Origin of the sequence: Kitasatospora sp. NBC_01250, assembly GCF_036226465.1 — a bacterium.
In the GTDB taxonomy this organism is placed as follows: domain Bacteria; phylum Actinomycetota; class Actinomycetes; order Streptomycetales; family Streptomycetaceae; genus Kitasatospora.
This window is the reverse complement of sequence record NZ_CP108476.1, coordinates 5,989,293-6,011,369: the sequence shown is the minus strand read 5'-3', so window position 1 is coordinate 6,011,369 and position 22,077 is coordinate 5,989,293. Positions and strand designations below refer to the sequence as shown.

Below are 22,077 nucleotides of genomic sequence, written 5' to 3'. Positions count from 1 at the left end.
TGGCCTGAAGAACGCTGCCAGGAGAACAGGCCCGGGCAAAATGACGATGAACGCGAAGAAGCCCCCTTCCCGAAGGAAGGGGGCTTTCTTGGAATGATTGTTCGGCGGCGTCCTACTCTCCCACAGGGTCCCCCCTGCAGTACCATCGGCGCTGTGAGGCTTAGCTTCCGGGTTCGGAATGTAACCGGGCGTTTCCCTCACGCTATGACCACCGAAACACTATGAAACTGTCGACCGCAACCCGCCCGTTCTTTCTCTGGCGGGGGTCGTTGTTTCAGAACAACACAGTGGACGCGAGCAACTGAGGACAAGCCCTCGGCCTATTAGTACCGGTCAGCTCCACCCCTTACAGGGCTTCCACATCCGGCCTATCAACCCAGTCGTCTACTGGGAGCCTTACCCTCTCAAGGAGGTGGGAGTGCTCATCTCGAAGCAGGCTTCCCGCTTAGATGCTTTCAGCGGTTATCCCTCCCGAACGTAGCCAACCAGCCATGCCCTTGGCAGGACAACTGGCACACCAGAGGTTCGTCCGTCCCGGTCCTCTCGTACTAGGGACAGCCCTTCTCAACACTCCTACGCGCACAGCGGATAGGGACCGAACTGTCTCACGACGTTCTAAACCCAGCTCGCGTACCGCTTTAATGGGCGAACAGCCCAACCCTTGGGACCTACTCCAGCCCCAGGATGCGACGAGCCGACATCGAGGTGCCAAACCATCCCGTCGATATGGACTCTTGGGGAAGATCAGCCTGTTATCCCCGGGGTACCTTTTATCCGTTGAGCGACGGCGCTTCCACAAGCCACCGCCGGATCACTAGTCCCTGCTTTCGCACCTGCTCGACCCGTCGGTCTCACAGTCAAGCTCCCTTGTGCACTTACACTCAACACCTGATTGCCAACCAGGCTGAGGGAACCTTTGGGCGCCTCCGTTACTCTTTAGGAGGCAACCGCCCCAGTTAAACTACCCACCAGACACTGTCCCTGATCCGGATCACGGACCCAGGTTAGACATCCAGCACGACCAGAGTGGTATTTCAACGTCGACTCCACAACAACTGGCGTTGCCGCTTCAAAGTCTCCCACCTATCCTACACAAGCCGAACCGAACACCAATATCAAGCTATAGTAAAGGTCCCGGGGTCTTTCCGTCCTGCTGCGCGAAACGAGCATCTTTACTCGTAATGCAATTTCACCGGGCCTATGGTTGAGACAGTCGAGAAGTCGTTACGCCATTCGTGCAGGTCGGAACTTACCCGACAAGGAATTTCGCTACCTTAGGATGGTTATAGTTACCACCGCCGTTTACTGGCGCTTAAGTTCTCAGCTTCGCCCCGACGAATCAGAGCTAACCGGTCCCCTTAACGTTCCAGCACCGGGCAGGCGTCAGTCCGTATACATCGCCTTACGGCTTCGCACGGACCTGTGTTTTTAGTAAACAGTCGCTTCTCGCTGGTCTCTGCGGCCGGCCCCAGCTCGGGCAGCAAGTGCCTCCACCAGTTCCGGCCCCCTTCTCCCGAAGTTACGGGGGCATTTTGCCGAGTTCCTTAACCATAGTTCACCCGAACGCCTCGGTATTCTCTACCTGACCACCTGAGTCGGTTTGGGGTACGGGCCGCCATGAAACTCGCTAGAGGCTTTTCTCGACAGCATAGGATCATCCACTTCACCACAATCGGCTCGGCATCAGGTCTCAGCCTTAATGAGTGACGGATTTGCCTATCACTCGGCCTACACCCTTACCCCGGGACAACCACCGCCCGGGCTGGACTACCTTCCTGCGTCACCCCATCGCTCACCTAATACCCTGTTGGATCAGCGGCTCCACCACGTCCCATTGTCCGAAGACTCCGGGCCGGCTTCACGGCTTTAGCATTCAGAGGTTCAGCGTTGGCGCTTCAAAGCGGGTACGGGAATATCAACCCGTTGTCCATCGACTACGCCTGTCGGCCTCGCCTTAGGTCCCGACTTACCCTGGGCAGATCAGCTTGACCCAGGAACCCTTGGTCAATCGGCGCAAGAGTTTCCCACTCTTGTATCGCTACTCATGCCTGCATTCTCACTCGTATACCGTCCACGACTGGATTCCTCCGCCGCTTCACCCGGCACACGACGCTCCCCTACCCATCCACAGCGCCGTTGGGCGTATTCTGTGAATGACACGACTTCGGTGGTGTGCTTGAGCCCCGCTACATTGTCGGCGCGGAATCACTTGACCAGTGAGCTATTACGCACTCTTTCAAGGGTGGCTGCTTCTAAGCCAACCTCCTGGTTGTCTCTGCGACTCCACATCCTTTCCCACTTAGCACACGCTTAGGGACCTTAGTCGGTGTTCTGGGCTGTTTCCCTCTCGACCATGGAGCTTATCCCCCACAGTCTCACTGCCACGCTCTCACTTACCGGCATTCGGAGTTTGGCTAAGGTCAGTAACCCGGTAAGGCCCATCGCCTATCCAGTGCTCTACCTCCGGCAAGAAACACGTGACGCTGCACCTAAATGCATTTCGGGGAGAACCAGCTATCACGGAGTTTGATTGGCCTTTCACCCCTAACCACAGGTCATCCCCCAGGTTTTCAACCCTGGTGGGTTCGGTCCTCCACGCGGTCTTACCCGCGCTTCAACCTGCCCATGGCTAGATCACTCCGCTTCGGGTCTTGGGCATGCAACTCAACCGCCCTATTCGGACTCGCTTTCGCTACGGCTACCCCACACGGGTTAACCTCGCTACACACCGCAAACTCGCAGGCTCATTCTTCAAAAGGCACGCAGTCACGGCTGATCAGCAAGCTGACCAACGACGCTCCCACGGCTTGTAGGCACACGGTTTCAGGTACTATTTCACTCCGCTCCCGCGGTACTTTTCACCATTCCCTCACGGTACTATCCGCTATCGGTCACTAGGGAATATTTAGGCTTAGCGGGTGGTCCCGCCAGATTCACACGGAATTTCTCGGGCTCCGTGCTACTTGGGAGAAGCTCAAGTGAGCCGTACAAGTTTCGTCTACGGGGGTCTTACCCTCTACGCCGGACCTTTCGCATGTCCTTCGACTACCCATACGGTTTCTGACTCACCCGATCGCCGGCAGACGACCGAAGAACTTTCCCACGACCCCGAAGTGGCAACCCCTGCCGGGTCTCACACCACAACGGTTTAGCCTCATCCGGTTTCGCTCGCCACTACTCCCGGAATCACGGTTGTTTTCTCTTCCTGCGGGTACTGAGATGTTTCACTTCCCCGCGTTCCCTCCACATACCCTATGTGTTCAGGTATGGGTGACAGCCCATGACGACTGCCGGGTTTCCCCATTCGGACACCCCCGGATCAAAGCTCGGTTGACAGCTCCCCGGGGCCTATCGCGGCCTCCCACGTCCTTCATCGGTTCCTAGTGCCAAGGCATCCACCGTGCGCCCTTAAAAACTTGGCCACAGATGCTCGCGTCCACTGTGCAGTTCTCAAACAACGACCAGACACCCACCTACACAACCAAGCAAAAACCCGGCGTGTCCGTGGGACCGGCACTGAGACAACGATTACTCGTTCCCTCAGGACCCAACAACGTGCCCGCCACACCAGATCACCCGTAACCGTTCCACGCCGAAGCAGTACTAGGAAACAACCAACCCTGTGTGCCGAATAGTCAACGTTCCACCCATGAGCAACCGTGCGAGACATTCGCTCGCATCCGGCCATGTGCTCCTTAGAAAGGAGGTGATCCAGCCGCACCTTCCGGTACGGCTACCTTGTTACGACTTCGTCCCAATCGCTGGTCCCACCTTCGACGGCTCCCTCCCAAGGGTTAGGCCACCGGCTTCGGGTGTTACCGACTTTCGTGACGTGACGGGCGGTGTGTACAAGGCCCGGGAACGTATTCACCGCAGCATGCTGATCTGCGATTACTAGCAACTCCAACTTCATGGGGTCGAGTTGCAGACCCCAATCCGAACTGAGGCCGGCTTTTTGGGATTCGCTCCACCTCACGGTATCGCAGCCCTTTGTACCGACCATTGTAGCACGTGTGCAGCCCAAGACATAAGGGGCATGATGATTTGACGTCGTCCCCACCTTCCTCCGAGTTGACCCCGGCAGTCTCCTGTGAGTCCCCATCACCCCGAAAGGCATGCTGGCAACACAGAACAAGGGTTGCGCTCGTTGCGGGACTTAACCCAACATCTCACGACACGAGCTGACGACAACCATGCACCACCTGTATACCGACCACAAGGGGGCGACTATCTCTAGCCGTTTCCGGTATATGTCAAGCCTTGGTAAGGTTCTTCGCGTTGCGTCGAATTAAGCCACATGCTCCGCTGCTTGTGCGGGCCCCCGTCAATTCCTTTGAGTTTTAGCCTTGCGGCCGTACTCCCCAGGCGGGGAACTTAATGCGTTAGCTGCGGCACCGACGACGTGGAATGTCGCCAACACCTAGTTCCCAACGTTTACGGCGTGGACTACCAGGGTATCTAATCCTGTTCGCTCCCCACGCTTTCGCTCCTCAGCGTCAGTAATGGCCCAGAGATCCGCCTTCGCCACCGGTGTTCCTCCTGATATCTGCGCATTTCACCGCTACACCAGGAATTCCGATCTCCCCTACCACACTCTAGCCTGCCCGTATCGAATGCAGACCCGGGGTTAAGCCCCGGGCTTTCACATCCGACGCGACAGGCCGCCTACGAGCTCTTTACGCCCAATAATTCCGGACAACGCTCGCACCCTACGTATTACCGCGGCTGCTGGCACGTAGTTAGCCGGTGCTTCTTCTGCAGGTACCGTCACTTGCGCTTCTTCCCTGCTGAAAGAGGTTTACAACCCGAAGGCCGTCATCCCTCACGCGGCGTCGCTGCATCAGGCTTTCGCCCATTGTGCAATATTCCCCACTGCTGCCTCCCGTAGGAGTCTGGGCCGTGTCTCAGTCCCAGTGTGGCCGGTCGCCCTCTCAGGCCGGCTACCCGTCGTCGCCTTGGTAGGCCATTACCCCACCAACAAGCTGATAGGCCGCGGGCTCATCCTGCACCGCCGGAGCTTTCCACCAACCCCCATGCAGAGGAAGGTCGTATCCGGTATTAGACCCCGTTTCCAGGGCTTGTCCCAGAGTGCAGGGCAGATTGCCCACGTGTTACTCACCCGTTCGCCACTGATCCACCCCGAAGGGCTTCACCGTTCGACTTGCATGTGTTAAGCACGCCGCCAGCGTTCGTCCTGAGCCAGGATCAAACTCTCCGTGAATGTCTGCTCGGCAGTGCTTAATTAAAAGCACGAGCAACACCCGCGTCGAGCGGCACGACAACCACCGGAATAGGGTGGCCTCGCGCACTGCGTCCTCGCTAGTGTTTTACTTCAAAAGGAATCTCCAACCCCGATCAGTGATCGAGGCCGGGGATGTCAACATATCTGGCGTTGACTTTTGGCACGCTGTTGAGTTCTCAAGGAACGGACGCTTCCTTTGCAGCCACTTCCGTGGCCCCTCCGGGCGCTTCGTTCTTTCTTCTCTTCGAGCTTATCAGACCCGCCTCTCGGCGTTTCCCGACTCGCTCTCGGTGTTTCCAACCTTACCAGGTCTTCCGCACCGCTCGGCCTCAAGAGGCCTTCGCCGTAACCGACCTGACGGCCTGTCCGACGTGTTGAACTTTAGCCCAGCCCCGCTCCGAAAAGCGAATCCGGCCCACTCACTGAAATACCGGCACGACAAAGAAAGCCAGCCGCATAAGCGTGCGAAAAAGCGACGCGTCAACGACCGACGTTCATGTCGGAAATGGTGTTCCAGGAGAGTGGCCGCCCCGGGACCGTCCGCGCCGATGCGTGTCCGGTGCTCCCTGCCGAGCGACTAGGACACGCTACGCCCTCCGGGGCCGCCATGCAAACGCCGGTTGAACGGCTCCGGCCGGTCCTCCCACAGGGGAGAGACCGGCCGGAGCCGCATGGGGGAACAGGGTGAGCGCTGCCCCGCTCAGCTGTTGGTCGGGAAGCCGAGGTTGATCCCCCCGTGCGAGGGGTCGAGCCAGCGCTGGGTCACCGCCTTGCCGCGGGTGAAGAACTGCACCCCGTCCGCCCCGTACGCGTGCGCGTCACCGAAGAGGGAGGCCTTCCAGCCGCCGAAGGAGTAGTAGGCCACCGGCACCGGGATCGGCACGTTGATCCCGACCATGCCGACCTCCACCTCGTGCTGGAAGCGCCGGGCCGCGCCGCCGTCGTTGGTGAAGATGGCGGTGCCGTTGCCGTACGGGTTGGCGTTGATCAGTTCCAGGCCCTCCTCGTAGGAGGAGACCCGGACCACCGAGAGCACCGGGCCGAAGATCTCGTCGTTGTAGACAGACATGCCCGGCTTGACGTGGTCGAAGAGCGTGGGGCCCAGCCAGAAGCCGTCGGCGGTGTCCTGCCCGTTCACGTCCTGTCCGGTGACCGGGTGGGTCCGACCGTCCACGGCCAGCTCCGCGCCGTCGGCCAGGCCCGACTCGAGGTAGGAGGTCACCTTGTCGCGGTGCTGGCCGGTGACCAGCGGGCCCATCTCGCTGTCGCCGTTGCAGCCGGGTCCGACCTTGAGGGTCGCGATCCGCTGCCTGATCTTCTCGACCAGCTCGTCACCGATCGGGTCGACCGCGACCAGCACCGAGACCGCCATGCAGCGCTCGCCGGCCGCGCCGAAGCCGGCGTTCACGGCCGCGTCCGCGCTGAGGTCGAGGTCGGCGTCGGGCAGCACCAGCATGTGGTTCTTCGCGCCGCCCAGGGCCTGTACCCGCTTGCCGTACCGGGTGCCGGTCTCGTAGACGTAGCGGGCGATCGGGGTGGAGCCGACGAAGCTGACGGACTTGACGTCCGGGTGCTCGAGCAGGCGGTCGACCGCGACCTTGTCACCGTGCACGACGTTGAAGACGCCGTCCGGCAGACCGGCCTCCTGCCAGAGGCCGGCGATGAAGTTCGCCGCCGACGGGTCCTTCTCGGACGGCTTGAGGACCACGGTGTTGCCCGCCGCGATCGCGATCGCGAAGAACCACATCGGCACCATCGCCGGGAAGTTGAAGGGCGAGATGATGGCGACCGGGCCCAGCGGCTGACGGATCGAGTAGACGTCGATGCCGGTGGAGGCCTGCTCGGTGAAGCCGCCCTTGAGCAGCTGCGGGATCCCGCAGGCGTACTCGACCACCTCCTGGCCACGGGCCAGCTCGCCGAGCGCGTCCGAGTGCACCTTGCCGTGCTCGGCGACGATGATCGCGGCCAGCTCGTCCTTGCGCGCGTTGAACAGCTCGCGGAAGGCGAAGAGCACCGCGGTCCGCTTGGCGATCGAGGCGTGGCGCCAGTCGGCGAAGGCCCCGGCGGCAGCGGCGACCGCCTGGTCGACCTCGGCGATGCCCGCGAAGTCCACCTGGCCGGAGACCCGCCCGGTGGCCGGGTCGTACAGGTCGCCGCGGCGGGGTGCGGTGCCCGCGGTCGGCACCGCCGCGCCGCCGATCCAGTGGATGACGTGCTTGTCCATGCCGGCCGGACGCCCGGTGTTCTCGGCGCTCTCAGTGGGCTTGCTCACGGTTCGTCTGCCTCCAAGTCACGGGCGGTCTGCCTGCCGCCGGATCCGCGCGCCGGCCGTGCGCTCAGGGGTGCGGCCGGCCGTCGGGGTCGCGGGGCTACCGCGCTCGGGCTCCAGTCTGGTCGTCGCCCGGTAGCCGCTCAACGAGCACACTGACGGTCATCACCCGGTTGGCCTTACACCTCGTCGCCACCAGAGCGGCCCATCGGGCGCCGGACACCTCACCGGTGCTCCCGGGGCCCGTCGAGCCCGGCCGCGGCCTCGTGCAACGCCAGCTCCAGGGCCATCGGATCGGTGAGCCGCCCCGAGCCGTCGGGCGCGACCAGCCACTGCAGCCCGGGCCCGCGCCGGGCAGGGTGCGGCACCACCACCCAGCTGCCCTCGCCCGCGCCGCGCAGCCCGGTGCCGACCCAGCGCGCGGCGGTACCGACCGGGACGAGGAAGGCGAGGCTGTCGTCCCCGGGGTCGAAGAGCACCGGCCCGCTGCGGACGGCCCTCCCCCGGCCACCGACCGGGGGTGCTCCGCCGAGCAGGCGCAGTGCCGGGCGGCCGAGTGTCCCGGGAGCCGAGAGCACGTCCCAGCGGCGGCCGGCCGGGAGCAGCGCGAGGCCGGCCGCGCTCTGCTCCCACTCCCGCCGGCATGCCTCGGGGTCGGGTGCGGCGGCGGCCAGCCAGGTCACGGCGGCGGCGATGGGTCCATTGGTCTCCATGGCCCGTCCTCTGCTCGGTTCGCACGGCGGCCCTGGGCGGCCGACGTTCTGCGAGGAGAGACGGGTCCGGGGTCGGACTCTTACACCGGTTGGCCCGACGCACCCGGAGTCGGCTCAGTCCCGGTCGCCGAAGACGGTCCGGTGCCAGTCCTTCCTGGCCACCGCCGTGGTGTCGAACATGACGTGCTTGACCTGGGTGTACTCGTCCAGCGAGTACTGCGACATGTCCTTGCCGTAGCCGGATGCCTTGTACCCGCCGTGCGGCATCTCACTGATGATCGGGATGTGGTCGTTGACCCAGACGCAGCCCGCCGCGATCTCCCGGGTGGCCCGCAGTGCGCGGTGCACGTCCCGGGTCCAGGCGGAGGCGGCCAGCCCGTACGGCGTGTCGTTGGCCAGCCGCAGCGCCTCGTCGTCGGTGTCGAACGGGAGCACCACCAGCACCGGTCCGAAGATCTCGCCCTGCACCACCTCGCTCTCCTGGGCGGCGCCGGTGATCAGGGTCGGCCGGTAGTAGGCGCCCCGGGTCAGGTCGGTGCCGTCGTGGCCGGTGTCCGGCGCAGCGCCGCCGGTGACGACGGTGGCGCCGTAGCCGCGTGCCCGTTCGACGAATGCGGCCACCCGGTCGCGATGGGTGTAGGAGACCAGCGGGCCGAGGTCGGTGCGCGGATCGCGCGGATCGCCCAGCCGGACGGCGGCGAACAGCTCGGCGACACCGGCCACGAAGGCGTCGTAGAGCGGGCGTTGGACATAGGCGCGGGTCGCGGCGGTGCAGTCCTGGCCGCTGTTGATCAGCGCGCCGGCCACCGCCCCGTGCACGGCGGCCTCCAGGTCGGCGTCCGCGAAGACCACGAACGGCGCCTTGCCGCCCAGTTCGAGGTGGGTCCGCTTGGCGGTGGCGGCGGCCAGTTCGGCCACTCGCCTGCCGACCGGGGTGGAGCCGGTGAAGGAGACCATCGCCACGTCCGGGTGCCCGGCCAGCCGCTCGCCGACGTCGCGGCCCGCGCCGGTGACAACGTTGACCACACCGTCGGGCAGCCCGGCCGCGGTGGCGGCGCGGGCGAACATCAGCGCGGTGAGCGGGGTGAGCTCGGCGGGCTTGAGCACCACGGTGTTGCCCGCCGCGATGGCCGGCAGGATCTTCCAGGCCGCCATCTGCAGCGGGTAGTTCCACGGTGCGATCGAGCCGACCACGCCGATCGCCTCGCGCCGCACGTAGGAGGTGTGGTCGCCGGAGTACTCGCCGGCGGCCCTGCCCTCCAGGTTGCGGGCGGCGCCGGCGAAGAAGGCCGTGTTGTCGATGGTCCCCGGGACGTCGAACTCGCTGCTGAGCTTGATCGGCTTGCCGGTCTGGGCGGTCTCGACGTGGGCGAACTCCTCGGCCTGCTCGGCCAGCAGGGTGCTGAGGCGCAGCAGCACCTCGGACCGGGCACCGGGCGTGGCCCGTGACCAGTCGGGCAGGGCGGCGGTGGCGGCGGCCACGGCGGTGTCGACGTCGGCGACCGAGGCGAGCCGCACCTGCGCGACCGTGCTGCCGTCGGCGGGGTTGACCACCTCGAACGGCTCCTCGCCGGTGCCCGCGCTCAGCTTGCCGTCGATGTACTGGGCACCGTCCGCGAAGTCGCTCAGGTCCATGTGTCGGCTCTCCTCCATAGGTCCATTCCATCGGCTCCGGTCCGCCGACGATGCCCCTCGGCCGGGAGGCCGGGCAAGGCTCACTCCGACAGCCGAGCCGCCAAGGGGCTTACACAGTGCCAGGGCCGGTTGGCGGCAACAGGTCGTCACGGGGCTGCATGATTCACCTGACACCTTGCTCCCCTCGCCAGTTCCCCCGCCGCCGCCACGCCCAGCCAGGAGGTCCACCGTGCTGCCCACCGTCGCCCGTGTGCTCGATCTGGACGTGATGCGCCGCGGCCTGCCGCAGGTGGTGGCCGGGGCCGACCGGCTGGAGCGGCCGGTGCGCTGGGTGCACGTCAGCGAGCTGCCGGACGTGGCCGGCATGCTGCAGGGCGGCGAGCTGGTCCTGACCACCGGCATCGCGCTGCCCGAGGACCGCGAGGGGCTGGCCCGCTACGTCCGGGAACTGGTCGAGATCGGTGTGGCCGGGCTGGTGGTGGAGTTCGGCCGCCGCTACTTCGACACCCTGCCGCGCGCCCTGGTGCACGCCGCCGAGCAACGCGGTCTGCCGCTGATCGTGCTGCGCCGGGAGCTGCGCTTCGTGGCGGTGACCGAGGCGGTGCACGCGCTGGTGGTGAACGCGCAGTTGGAGCAGTTGCGCGCCTCCGAGGCGGTGCACCAGGTCTTCAACGAGCTGGCGGTGGAGGGGGCCGAACCGGCCGAGGTGCTGCGCCAGATCGCCCGGATGGCGGGGGCGCCGGTGGTGCTGGAGAACCTGAGCCACCAGGTGCTGGCGCACGATCCGGCCGGGCGGACCGAGGACGAGCTGCTGGACCGCTGGGAACGCCGCTCCCGCGCGGTGCGGCCGGCCGGTCGCACCGGCCACGACCCGCGCAGCGGCTGGCTGGTGACGGCGGTGGGCGCCCGGGGCGAGGACTGGGGCCGGCTGGTGCTGGTCGAGGAGCCGGGCGCGCTGCCCGACCAGGAGGCGCACCCCTGCACCATGCTGCTGGAGCGCGGTGCGGCGACGCTCGCGCTCAACCGGCTGCTGGTGCGCGACCGGGAGAGCCTGGAGCGGCAGACCCACCGCACGCTGCTCGCCGGGATCCTGACCCACGCGCTGACGGTCAGCGAGGTCGCGCTGCGGGCGCAGGCGCTGGGCGTGCCGCTGGAGGGCCGGCGACTGGTCGGGGTGGTGCTGCGCCGGCGCGGCGGCCCGCTGCCCGCCGCGCTGGAGGCCCAGGCCCGGCTGCGGGACTTCACCGAGCTCGCGGCCACCGCGGCGCGCGCCAGCCGGCTCCCGGCGCTGGTCGGCACGCTGGACGACGAGGGCGTGGGGCTGCTGATCGCGCTCGGCTCGCAGCAGGACGAGCACGCCGCGCTGGAGGCCTTCGCGGCGGCGCTGCGGCGGTTGGTGACCGACGGCGGCAAGGAGACGGCCGCGCCGGTGGTGGCGGTGGGCTCCTCGGTCGGCTCGGTGCGCGACGCCCGGCGCACGCTGATGGAGGCCACCCAGGTCGCGGATGCGGCGCTGCACGACGCACCGGGCGCGCGGGCTGCCTCGTACTACCGGCTGCCGGACGTGCGGCTGCGCGGGCTGCTGCACCTGCTGCGCGACGACGCCCGCCTGCAGACCTATGTGGAGCGCGAGCTGGGGCCGCTGCTGGCCCACGACGCTGAGCACGGCTCGCAGTTGGTGCAACTGCTGCGGGTCTACCTGGAGCAGGGGCGGAACAAGTCGGCCGCGGCAGATGCGGCGCATCTGTCGCGGCCGAGCTTCTACGACCGGCTGCACAAGGTGGAACGGATCCTGGCGGTGGACCTGGACCAGGTGGAGTCCTGTCTGTCGCTGCACGTCGCCCTGCTGGCGCTGGACGCGGTGCGGCGCTGACTTCCGGGCGGGCGGCCGGCCTGCCCGCCGTGCGGATCAGCCCACGTGGGCGTCGGCCACCGCGAGCGCCTCGTCGAGCAGCGCGAGGCCGGCCCTGGTCTCCTCGACGCTGACGGTGCACGGCGGCGCGACGTGCAGGCGGTTCATGTTGAAGAACGGCCACAGCCCGCGCTTCTTGCAGGCCGCCACGAACTCGGCCATCGGCGTGTTGGCCGCGCCGCTCGCGTTGTACGGAACCAGCGGCTCGCGGGTGGCCCGGTCGCGCACCAGGTCCAGTGCCCAGAAGACGCCCAGACCGCGCACCTCGCCGATCGAGGGGTGGCGTTCCGCCAGCTCGCGCAGGCCGGGGCCGAGCACGTTCTCGCCGATGTGCTTGGCGTTCTCGACGATGCCCTCCTCGGCCATCACGTTGATGGTGGCCACGGCGGAGGCGCAGGCGAGCGGGTGGCCGGAGTAGGTCAGGCCGCCGGGGAAGGGTCGCTCGGCGAAGGTGGCGGCGATCTCGGCGCTGATCGCCACCCCGCCCAGCGGGACGTAGCCGGAGTTGACGCCCTTGGCGAAGGTCAGCAGGTCCGGGACGATGCCCCAGTGGTCGGCGGCGAACCACTTGCCGGTGCGGCCGAAGCCGGCCATCACCTCGTCCAGGATGAAGACGATCCCGTGGCGGTCGCAGATCTCCCGCACCCCTGCGAGGTAGCCGGGCGGCGGCACCAGGATGCCGGCGGTGCCGACCACCGGCTCCAGGATGATCGCGGCGACCGTGGCCGGGCCCTCGAAGGCGAGGGTCTGCTCCAGGTGGGCGAGCGCGCGCTCGCACTCCTGCGCCTCGTTCTCGGCGTGGAAGGCGGAGCGGTACAGGTGCGGTCCCCAGAAGTGCACGATCCCGGAGGTACCGGTCTCGCTGGGCCAGCGGCGCGGGTCGCCGGTCAGGGCGATCGCGTTGGCGGTGGCACCGTGGTACGAGCGGTAGGTGGCCAGGACCTTCTGCCGGCCGGTATGCAGCCGCGCCATCCGCACGGCGTTCTCCACCGCCTCGGCACCGCCGTTGGTGAAGAAGATCTTGTCGAGGTCGCCGGGAGTGCGCTCGGCGATCAGCCGGGCGGCCTCGCTGCGCGCCTCGACCGCGAAGCCCGGCGCCAGCGTGCAGAGCTTGCCCGCCTGCTCCTGGATCGCGGCGACCACCTTGGGGTGCTGGTGGCCGATGTTGGTGTTCACCATCTGGGAGGCGAAGTCGAGGTAGCGGTTGCCCTCGTAGTCCCAGAAGTACGAGCCCTCGGCGCCGGCCACCGGGAGGGGGTCGATCAGGGCCTGGGCGGACCACGAGTGGAAGACGTGCGCGCGGTCGGCGGCCTTGACGGCCTGCCCGGCGGCGGGATCGGCGGTGGGGATGCTCATGCCCGCCAGCGTAGGGAGCGGGCCCGCCGACGGGGAGCGGCATCTTGTCAGGTGGTCACCGGGAACGGCGACAGGGTGGAAAGCCACAAGCAGGCCCGGGGAACACCCCGGGCCCGCTTGGAGGAAGAACCGATCAGAGCGCGGTCATACAGCGCTCAATGGTCATGACCCGCTAGAGCGCGGTCATACAGCGCTCAACGGTCATGACCCGCTAGAGCGCGGTCATGACGTGCTTGATCCGGGTGTAGTCCTCGAACCCGTACGCCGACAGGTCCTTGCCGTACCCGGACTTCTTGAAGCCACCGTGCGGCATCTCGGCGACCAGCGGGATGTGGGTGTTGATCCAGACGCAGCCGAAGTCCAGCCGGCGCGACATCCGCATCGCGCGCGCGTGGTCCTTGGTCCACACCGAGGAGGCCAGCGCGAACTCCACACCGTTGGCGTAGCCGACGGCCTGGTCCTCGTCGGTGAACTTCTGCACGGTGATGACCGGGCCGAAGACCTCGTTCTGGATGATCTCGTCGTCCTGCTGCAGGCCCGAGACGACGGTCGGGGCGTAGAAGTAGCCGACCTCGCCGACCTGGTGGCCACCGGTCTCGACCTTGGCGTGCGACGGCAGCCGCTCGATGAAGCCGGCCACCTGCTGGAGCTGGTTGGCGTTGTTCAGCGGGCCGTAGAGCACGTCCTCGTCGTCGATCCCCCCGGTCTTCGTCTCGGCGGCGGCCTTGGCCAGCGCGGTGACGAAGGCGTCGTGGATGGACTCGTGCACCAGCACCCGGGTGGCCGCGGTGCAGTCCTGGCCGGCGTTGAAGAAGCCGGCCACCGAGATGCCCTCGACGGCCTCGGCGATGTCGGCGTCCTCGAAGACCACCACCGGCGCCTTGCCACCGAGCTCCAGGTGGACCCGCTTGACGTCCTTGGCGGCGCTGCCGGCCACCTGGATGCCCGCGCGCACCGAGCCGGTGATCGAGGCCATCGCCGGGGTGTGGTGCTCGACCATCAGGCGCCCGGTCTCGCGGTCGCCGCAGATCACGTTGAAGACGCCGGCCGGCAGCTCCAGCTCGGCCAGGATGCCGCCGATGATCTCGGCGAGCAGCACGGTGGAGGCCGGGGTGGTGTCGGAGGGCTTGAGCACCACGGTGTTGCCGGCCGCGATCGCCGGCGCGAACTTCCAGACGGCCATCATCATCGGGTAGTTCCACGGCGCGACCTGGGCACAGACGCCGACCGGCTCGCGGCGGACGATCGAGGTCATCCCGTCCATGTACTCGCCCGCGGCCTTGCCCTCCAGCAGGCGGGCGGCGCCGGCGAAGAAGCGGATCTGGTCGGCCATCGGGCCGATCTCCTCGGACTTGGTCAGCCCGCGCGGCTTGCCGGTGTTGCGACACTCGGCGTCCACCAGCTCGTCCGCGCGCGCCTCGACGGCGTCGGCGATCTTCAGCAGCAGCTTCTGCCGGGTGGAGGGGGTGGCGTCGCGCCAGGTCTCGAAGGCCGCGGCGGCCGAGGCCATCGCGGCGTCGACGTCGGCCGCGCCGGACAGCGGGGAGGTCGCGTACGCCTGGCCGTTGGTGGGGTCGACGATCTGCAGGGTGCGGCCGTCCGCCGCGTCGACGAACTGGCCGTTGATGTAGTTGCGCAGCGTACGAAGGTCGCTCACGACTCTCTCCTCGGGTTGCGGTCGGCGCGGTGGCGGCCGATCCGTCGGGGGGCTGTGCCGGTGGACCGGGCGCGGGTGTCGCCGCCCGGCACCGCCGGTGGGATCCCGGAAGCCGGGTCCGGTGGTCCGCACGGTGGGCCGGTGGTCCACTGGTGGGGAGCGTACGCCCAAGGGGGTGGCGCGCGCGTGACCCCGCCAGAGTAGCCGCAACCTTGCCGGTATCGACATAGGGGCGCATCAATCGCAATGAAATCCGCGCCGTTTTCAGATCACGGCAACGAAATCAGCAGTAGGACCACTTGCGTGCACACCGGCGATCGGGCACAGTGGCCACGTGGCCAACCGCGACCGGAACAGCAGCGTTCCCCTCGACTCCGTCTCCAAGGCGATCATCGAGCAGCTGCAGGAGGACGGCCGCCGTGCGTACGCGACCATCGGCAAGGCCGTCGGCCTCTCCGAGGCCGCCGTCCGGCAGCGGGTCCAGAAGCTGCTCGACCAGGGCGTGATGCAGATCGTCGCCGTCACCGACCCGCTGACCGTCGGATTCACCCGACAGGCGATGGTCGGGATCACCGTCGAAGGTGACATCGAGCCGATCGCCGACGCGCTGGCCGCCATGGACGAGGTCGACTACGTGGTCTGCACCGCGGGCTCGTTCGACCTGCTGGCCGAGCTGGTGTGCGAGGACGACGAGCACCTGCTCGAAATGATCAACAAGCGAATCCGTGCGCTTCCCGGCGTGCGGAGGACCGAGAGCTTCGTTTACCTGAAGCTCCGGAAACAGACCTACACCTGGGGCACCCGATGAGCGCCGACCCGGCACCGAAGGACCTTTCGAAGACCGCCTACGACCACCTGTGGATGCACTTCACCCGCATGTCGTCGTACGAGAACTCGCCCGTGCCGACCATCGTCAAGGGCGAGGGCACCTACATCTGGGACGCCAACGGCAAGAAGTACCTCGACGGCCTCGCGGGCCTGTTCGTGGTGCAGGCCGGCCACGGCCGCGAGGAGCTGGCCGAGGCCGCCGCCAAGCAGGCCAAGGAGCTGGCCTTCTTCCCCGTGTGGAGCTACGCCCACCCGAAGGCCGTCGAGCTGGCCGAGCGGCTGGCCAACTACGCGCCGGGCGACCTGAACAAGGTCTTCTTCTCCACCGGTGGCGGCGAGGCCGTCGAGACCGCCTGGAAGCTCGCCAAGCAGTACTTCAAGCTGACCGGCAAGCCGACCAAGTACAAGGTCATCTCCCGTGCGGTCGCCTACCACGGCACCCCGCAGGGCGCCCTGTCGATCACCGGCCTGCCGGGCCTCAAGGCCCCGTTCGAGCCGCTGGTGCCGGGCACCCACAAGGCGCCGAACACCAACATCTACCGCGCCCCCGCCTTCCTGGCCGGCCCCGACGGCACCGTCGACCCGGAGGCCTACGGCCGCTGGTGCGCCGACGAGATCGAGGTCGCGATCCTCAACGAGGGCGCCGAGACCGTCGCCGCCGTCTTCGTCGAGCCGGTGCAGAACGCCGGCGGCTGCTTCCCGCCGCCGCCCGGGTACTTCCAGCGGCTGCGCGAGATCTGCGACCGGCACGACGTGCTGCTCGTCTCGGACGAGGTCATCTGCGCCTTCGGCCGCCTGGGCACCATGTTCGGCGCCGACAAGTTCGGCTACCAGCCCGACATGATCACCTGCGCCAAGGGCATGACCTCGGGCTACTCCCCGATCGGCGCCACGATCATCTCGGACCGCCTGGCCGAGCCGTTCTACAAGGGTGACAACACCTTCCTGCACGGCTACACCTTCGGCGGCCACCCGGTCTCCTCGGCGGTCGCGCTGGCCAACCTCGACATCTTCGAGCGCGAGGGCCTCAACCAGCACGTGCTCGACAACGAGTCGAAGTTCCTCGGCACCCTGAACAAGCTGCGGGACCTGCCGATCGTCGGCGACGTGCGCGGCAACGGGTACTTCTACGGCATCGAGCTGGTGAAGGACAAGGTCACCAAGGAGTCGTTCAACGACGAAGAGGTGGAGCGCGTGCTCTACGGCTTCCTCTCGAAGGCGCTCTTCGACAACGGGCTGTACTGCCGTGCCGACGACCGTGGCGACCCGGTCATCCAGCTGGCCCCGCCGCTGATCTCCGACCAGTCGACCTTCGACGAGATCGAGCAGATCCTGCGGGTCAGCCTCACCGACGCGTGGAACAAGATCTGATCACCCGGACCTGTTGATGCCGCTCGGTGACCTGCGCCGAGCTGCGGGCGGGTACCGCCTCGTTCCTCGGCGATCCCCACCCTCCGCTAGTCGCAGGTCAGTCGCGGGCTGACCACCCTCACACCGCGGGGCGGTCCCGCGCAGTCCCCTTCCCGGGGCTGCCGGGACCGCCCCACGGTGTTTTTCTGACTGATCTGCTGATAGTTCGTCCGGGTTTACCCCAGCTACGTCCCGTGTGCCGCAACCGCAACGCGACCTTGTCGTTCTAATCTGACGACTGTCATTCCCCTGCTCCGGACCGCACCTCCCGTGCGGCACCCGTGCAGAGCCCTCTCGGACCGGCGGAGGAATTCCATGTCAGCGGCCCCGCCCGACAACGACGTGCTGTGGGCCCGGGGGATCGTCAAGTCCCACCAGGGGACCCCGGCGGTGCGGGACGTCTCGATCGCCGTCCGGGAGGGCGAGGTGCTCGCCATCACCGGCGCCCGCGGCTCGGGCAAGTCCACCCTGATCGGCTGCCTCTCCGCGCTGCTGCCGGTGGACTCCGGCGAGGTCTGGTTCAACAGCTCGCCGGTGCACACCCTGAGCCGGGCCGGACGGGAGAAGCTGCGCCGCGACCGGTTCGGCTTCGTCGGCTCGCAGCCCCACCTGGTACCGGAACTGACGGCCCGGGAGAACGTCGCCCTGCCCCTGCTGCTGGCCGGCTCCGGCCACAAGGCCGCCTACAGCGCCGCCGACGACTGGCTGGAGCGGCTCGACGTCACCGACTGCGCCAAGCGCCGCCCCGCCGAGCTGATCCAGAACCAGCGCCAGCGGATCGCGGTGGCCCGCGCCCTGGCCCCGCTGCCCCGGGTGGTCTTCGCCGACGACCCGACCGCGCCACTGCACCGCGAGGCCCAGGACCAGGTGCTGCGGATACTGACCAGCGCCGCCCGCTCCCACCAGCTCACCCTGGTGCTGGCCACGCACGACCCGGAGCTGGCCAGGTACGCGGACCGGACCGTGGCGCTGGTGGACGGCCGCACCCCGGCCCCCGCCGCTCCGGTGCGCCGCGCGGCGGTTCCGGCCGGCCACTGACCCTCTGCCCCGCTGCGCCCCGCACCACCCCACCGGTCACCGCGAAGGACTGAAGGACTATCAGGTGTTCTACTTCCGCCTGGTCAGGGGATACCGGGTCCTGGACCTGGGCCGCTGGCTGCTCACCGCCGCGGCGGCCGCCGTGGTCGCCGCCTTCCTGCTGCGGGCACTGGGCCGCGCGCTGAGCGACCCGCCGGGCAGCGGCGAGACGGTGGAGCGCCTGCTCTGGTGCCTGCCGCCGCTGGTGGCGATCGCCTGGTTCACCGCGGCTGCGGCCCGGGCCCTGCCCGCCCAGCGCCCCGAGCGGATGGCCGGGCTGACCGCCGCGGGAGCCGGACCGCGGCGGCTGCGGCTGCTGATCGCCGGCGAGACCGCGCTGGCCTGCGCCCTGGGCGCGGTGGCCACCCTGCTGCTCTTCCTGGTGCTGCGCAACAACATCGCCGGCCCGGGCCTGGCTCCCGAGCTGGGCATGGGCGTGCCACTGCCGCCGGCCGCGCCGGTGGCCCTGCTCGCCCTGCTCCCGCTCGCCGGCGGGCTCGCGGCAGCCGTGGCCGTCCGGGGAGCGGAGCTGCTGCCCGGCGGCGAGGAGCAGGCCGCGGCCGAGCGCTTCGGCCCCCTGCGCACCACCCTCGCAGCGCTCCTCGCGTTCGGCGGCACGTTCACCGAGCTGTACGCGCTGCGCCCGGCGGCGGCCTACGATCCGCGCCCGCTGCAGCTGCCCGCCGACCTCGGCCACACCAGTGCCACGCTGCTGGCCGGGTGGGTGGCGGCGGCGCTGGGGCTGGCCCTGCTGACCGGGCCGCTGCTGGCCGGGACCGGACGGCTGATCGCGGTGGGCCGGCCCAGCCCCCGGCGGCTGCTGGCCGGCCGCGGGCTGACCGGCGCGGCCCCCGCGCTCGGCGCTCCGCTGGCGGTGCTGGCCTTCACCATGGCCGTGGTGCTGACCTCGGTACGGCACTGGGTGGCCCCGGGCGCGGACGGCACCGGGCCGCTGCCGGCCACCGAGGCGCTGCTGACCACCGGCTGCGTGGTCGCGGCGGTGCTGGCCCGGCTGACCGAGATCCGGGCCGGCCGGCAGCAGGGCGGGGCCGCCCTGCTGCGGCTCGGCGCGCCGCCGCGGCTGCTGTTCGGGGCGGCCCTGCTGCGCTGGGCCGCCGCCGGCAGTGTGGTGCTGGCCACCGGCGCACTGACCGCGGTGCTGGGCGCGGGGATGCTCTCCTAGCGCCCGTCCCGGCCCCGGGCCGCTCGCCCGCCGGGCCGCCTTCCGCGGTGCGTCAGCCGGCGGCCGCGAGCTGGCCGCAGGCGCCGTCGATCTCCTGACCGCGGGTGTCGCGGACGGTGGTGGGCACCCCGTGCGCCTCCAGCCGGCGGACGAACTCGCGCTCGTCCTCGGGCCGCGAGGCGGTCCACTTGGAGCCCGGAGTCGGGTTCAGCGGGATCAGGTTGACGTGCACCCGGTGGCTCCTGATCAGCCGGCCGAGCAGGTCGGCCCGCCAGGCCTGGTCGTTGATGTCCTTGATCAGGGCGTACTCGATGGAGATCCGCCGGCCGGACTTCTCCGCGTAGTTCCACGCGGCGTCCAGCACCTCGGCGACCTTCCAGCGGGTGTTCACCGGAACCAGCTCGTCGCGCAGCTCGTCGTCCGGGGCGTGCAGCGAGAGCGCCAGGCGGCAGCTCAGGCCCTCGTCGGCCAGCCGGTTCATCGCCGGGACCAGGCCCACGGTGGAGACCGTGATGCCGCGCTGGGAGAGGCCGAAGCCGTCCGGGGCCGGGTCGGTCAGCCGGCGGATCGCGGCCAGCACCCGGTTGTAGTTGGCCAGCGGCTCGCCCATGCCCATGAAGACCACGTTGCTCAGCCGCGCCTCGCCACCGGGGATCTCGCCCGCCTTGAGGGCGCGCATCCCGGCCGCGATCTGCTCGACGATCTCGGCGGTGGACAGGTTGCGGGTCAGGCCCGCCTGGCCGGTGGCGCAGAACGGGCAGTTCATGCCGCAGCCGGCCTGGGAGCTGATGCACATCGTCACCCGGTCCGGGTAGCGCATCAGCACCGACTCGACCAGGGTGCCGTCGAAGAGCTTCCAGAGCGTCTTGCGGGTGGTGTCGTCGTCGCACGAGACGTGCCGGACCACCGACATCAGCTCGGGCAGCAGCGCCGTGACCAGCTTCTCGCGCCCGGCGGCCGGAATGTCGCTCCAGGCGGCCGGGTCGTTGCTGAGCCGGGCGAAGTAGTGGTTCGCCAGCTGCTTGGCGCGGAAGGGCTGCTCGCCCAGCTCGGCGACGGCCTCCTTGCGCTCGGCGGGGCTGAGGTCGGCGAGGTGTCGCGGGGGCTTGGCGCCACGCGGCGCGACAAAGGTCAGTTCTCCGGGTGCAGGCATGGTCCGTCCAGTGTCGCAGATGGCCGAAGGCCCCGGACGCGGTGCGTCCGGGGCCTTCGGGTGCCGTCCGCAGTGCGGCGGCGGGGGTGGGCCGGGTCGGTCAGCTGCCGACGAAGGCGGTCAGCAGCAGCCAGACCACCGGGGCGGTCGGCAGCAGCGAGTCGAGCCGGTCCATGATGCCGCCGTGGCCCGGCAGCAGGGTGCCCATGTCCTTGATGCCGAGATCACGCTTGATCATCGACTCGGCCAGGTCGCCGAGGGTCGCGATGACCGCCGCGCAGCCGCCCAGGATCAGGCCCTGCCACCAGTGGCCGTCATCGATGATCCACTGCATCAGCAGCGCACCGGCCAGCATCGACAGGCCGATCCCGCCGGCCAGGCCCTCGCGGGTCTTGCCGGGGCTGATGGTCGGCGCCAGCTTGTTGCGGCCGAACTTGTAGCCGACCGCGTACGCCCCGGTGTCACTGCAGATGGTGACCACCAGGAAGAGCACGATCCGCTGCGGACCGTCGTGGGCGGAGAGGAGCAGGGCCACGAAGGTGGCCAGAAAGGGCACGTAGAAGGCGGTGAAGACACCCGCGGTTATGTCGCGCAGGTAGTTCTCCGGCGGCGCGCTCATCCGCCAGATCATCAGTGCCAACGCGGTCAGTGCGAGCGCCGCCGCCGCGCCCTGCGGGCCGATCCAGTACCCGGCGGTCAGCATGCCCACCCCGCCGAGCAGCAGCGGCAGCAGGGCGACGTTGACGTCCTTGCGCTCGGCCAGCCGGCTGGTCAGCTCCCAGCTGCCGACCGACGCCGCCGCCACCACCACGATCAGGAAGAGCACCTTGACCACGAACAGCGAGACGATGATCACCGCTCCCAGTCCCAGCCCCACCCCTATCGCGGCGGGGAGGTTGCGGCCGCCACGCTGCTTGCGAGGCTGCTGCGGCTCGGGCTGGGCCACCGGACTCTCCTGCGCTGGGGGTAGGGACCCCCGGTCCACCTGCGGCGGGCGCGGTGTCACGGGGGCCTGCGGGGTTGCGCCCCTTTCGCCAGGGGCTTGGGGAGCGTCGTTCATCAGACTTCGAGGAGCTCGGCTTCCTTGTGCTTCAGCAGCTCGTCGATCTGCGCCACGTAGCCCGCGGTGGTGTCGTCGAGCTCCTTCTCCGCGCGGCGGACCTCGTCCTCGCCGGACTCCTTGTCCTTGACCAGCTTGTCCAGGGTGTCCTTGGCCTTGCGGCGGATCGCCCGGATGGAGATCTTGGCGTCCTCACCCTTGTTGCGGGCGACCTTGATGTAGTCCCGGCGGCGCTCCTCGGTGAGCTGCGGGAAGTTCACCCGGATGATGTTGCCGTCGTTGGACGGGTTGACGCCCAGGTCGGAGTCGCGGATCGCCTGCTCGATGTTGCGCAGAGCGCTCTTGTCGAACGGGGTCACCACCGCCATCCGGGGCTCCGGAACGGCGAAGGAGGCGAGCTGGTTGATCGGCGTCGGGGCGCCGTAGTAGTCCGCGACGATCTTGGCGAACATCGCCGGGTGCGCCCGGCCGGTGCGGATGGCGGCGAAGTCGTCCTTCGCGACCGTGACGGTCTTCTCCATCTTCTCCTCGGCCTCGAGGAGGATCTCTTCGATCACAGTCTGCTCCCTGTCCGGTTGCCTT

General features: G+C 68.3%; 13 protein-coding genes and 3 rRNA genes. 5 read left to right on the top strand and 11 right to left on the bottom strand.

The features are described from left to right. Positions 1-99: 99 nt before the first annotated feature. From rrf to OG500_RS25375, 6 genes are all read right to left on the bottom strand, one after another. A 5S ribosomal RNA gene (rrf, locus tag OG500_RS25400) occupies positions 100-216 on the bottom strand. Positions 217-303: 87 nt separating this feature from the next. Beyond that, a 23S ribosomal RNA gene (locus OG500_RS25395) occupies positions 304-3,422 on the bottom strand. A gap of 277 nt (positions 3,423-3,699) precedes the next feature. After that, a 16S ribosomal RNA gene (locus tag OG500_RS25390) occupies positions 3,700-5,221 on the bottom strand. The 16S, 23S and 5S rRNA genes sit together here, the layout of an rRNA operon. A 721-nt stretch (positions 5,222-5,942) precedes the next feature. After that, positions 5,943-7,466, bottom strand: a complete 1,524-nt coding sequence (locus OG500_RS25385) for a CoA-acylating methylmalonate-semialdehyde dehydrogenase (RefSeq protein ID WP_329587733.1) — start codon at positions 7,464-7,466, stop codon at positions 5,943-5,945. 269 nt (positions 7,467-7,735) lie between these two features. Further along, entirely contained in the window at positions 7,736-8,224 is a 489-nt protein-coding gene (locus tag OG500_RS25380) for a hypothetical protein (RefSeq protein ID WP_327069126.1), read from the bottom strand. Positions 8,225-8,338: 114 nt separating this feature from the next. Next, positions 8,339-9,859: a gamma-aminobutyraldehyde dehydrogenase gene (locus OG500_RS25375; protein ID WP_327069125.1), complete on the bottom strand. Its 1,521-nt coding sequence runs from the start codon at positions 9,857-9,859 to the stop codon at positions 8,339-8,341. 229 nt (positions 9,860-10,088) lie between these two features. On the opposite strand from OG500_RS25375, the gene OG500_RS25370 reads away from it, so the two are divergent. Next, positions 10,089-11,732, top strand: a complete 1,644-nt coding sequence (locus OG500_RS25370; RefSeq protein WP_329583646.1) for a PucR family transcriptional regulator — start codon at positions 10,089-10,091, stop codon at positions 11,730-11,732. 36 nt (positions 11,733-11,768) lie between these two features. On the opposite strand, the gene OG500_RS25365 is transcribed toward OG500_RS25370, so the two are convergent. Beyond that, on the bottom strand, positions 11,769-13,127 hold the full coding sequence (locus tag OG500_RS25365; protein ID WP_329583643.1) for an aspartate aminotransferase family protein: 1,359 nt from the start codon (positions 13,125-13,127) through the stop codon (positions 11,769-11,771). Between the two features lie 211 nt (positions 13,128-13,338). Then, entirely contained in the window at positions 13,339-14,784 is a 1,446-nt protein-coding gene (locus OG500_RS25360; protein ID WP_327069121.1) for a gamma-aminobutyraldehyde dehydrogenase, read from the bottom strand. 334 nt (positions 14,785-15,118) lie between these two features. Between OG500_RS25360 and OG500_RS25355 the strand changes: the two genes are divergently transcribed. The 4 genes from OG500_RS25355 to OG500_RS25340 all read left to right on the top strand — a co-directional run bounded on the left by OG500_RS25355 (position 15,119) and on the right by OG500_RS25340 (position 19,282). Continuing rightward, positions 15,119-15,592: an Lrp/AsnC family transcriptional regulator gene (locus OG500_RS25355; RefSeq protein WP_035846077.1), complete on the top strand. Its 474-nt coding sequence runs from the start codon at positions 15,119-15,121 to the stop codon at positions 15,590-15,592. After that, the gene (locus OG500_RS25350; RefSeq protein ID WP_327069120.1) at positions 15,589-16,983 is read left to right on the top strand and encodes an aspartate aminotransferase family protein; all 1,395 of its coding nucleotides are present in this window, start codon (positions 15,589-15,591) and stop codon (positions 16,981-16,983) included. The genes OG500_RS25355 and OG500_RS25350 overlap by 4 nt, the downstream gene beginning before the upstream one ends. Positions 16,984-17,337: 354 nt before the next feature. After that, positions 17,338-18,060, top strand: a complete 723-nt coding sequence (locus OG500_RS25345; protein WP_329583637.1) for an ABC transporter ATP-binding protein — start codon at positions 17,338-17,340, stop codon at positions 18,058-18,060. Positions 18,061-18,124: 64 nt separating this feature from the next. Continuing rightward, positions 18,125-19,282, top strand: a complete 1,158-nt coding sequence (locus OG500_RS25340; protein WP_327069118.1) for a hypothetical protein — start codon at positions 18,125-18,127, stop codon at positions 19,280-19,282. Between the two features lie 52 nt (positions 19,283-19,334). On the opposite strand, the gene rlmN is transcribed toward OG500_RS25340, so the two are convergent. The 3 genes from rlmN to frr form a co-directional block, all read right to left on the bottom strand. After that, on the bottom strand, positions 19,335-20,435 hold the full coding sequence (rlmN, locus tag OG500_RS25335) for a 23S rRNA (adenine(2503)-C(2))-methyltransferase RlmN (protein ID WP_327069117.1): 1,101 nt from the start codon (positions 20,433-20,435) through the stop codon (positions 19,335-19,337). 100 nt (positions 20,436-20,535) lie between these two features. Next, positions 20,536-21,495 carry a phosphatidate cytidylyltransferase gene (locus OG500_RS25330; RefSeq protein WP_327069116.1) on the bottom strand — a complete coding sequence of 320 codons (960 nt, stop codon included), beginning with the start codon at positions 21,493-21,495 and terminating at the stop codon, positions 20,536-20,538. Continuing rightward, positions 21,495-22,052 (bottom strand): ribosome recycling factor, encoded by a 558-nt coding sequence (gene frr / locus OG500_RS25325; protein ID WP_327069115.1) that lies wholly within the window; start codon positions 22,050-22,052, stop codon positions 21,495-21,497. Before frr ends, OG500_RS25330 begins: the two co-directional genes overlap by 1 nt. Positions 22,053-22,077: the final 25 nt, after the last annotated feature.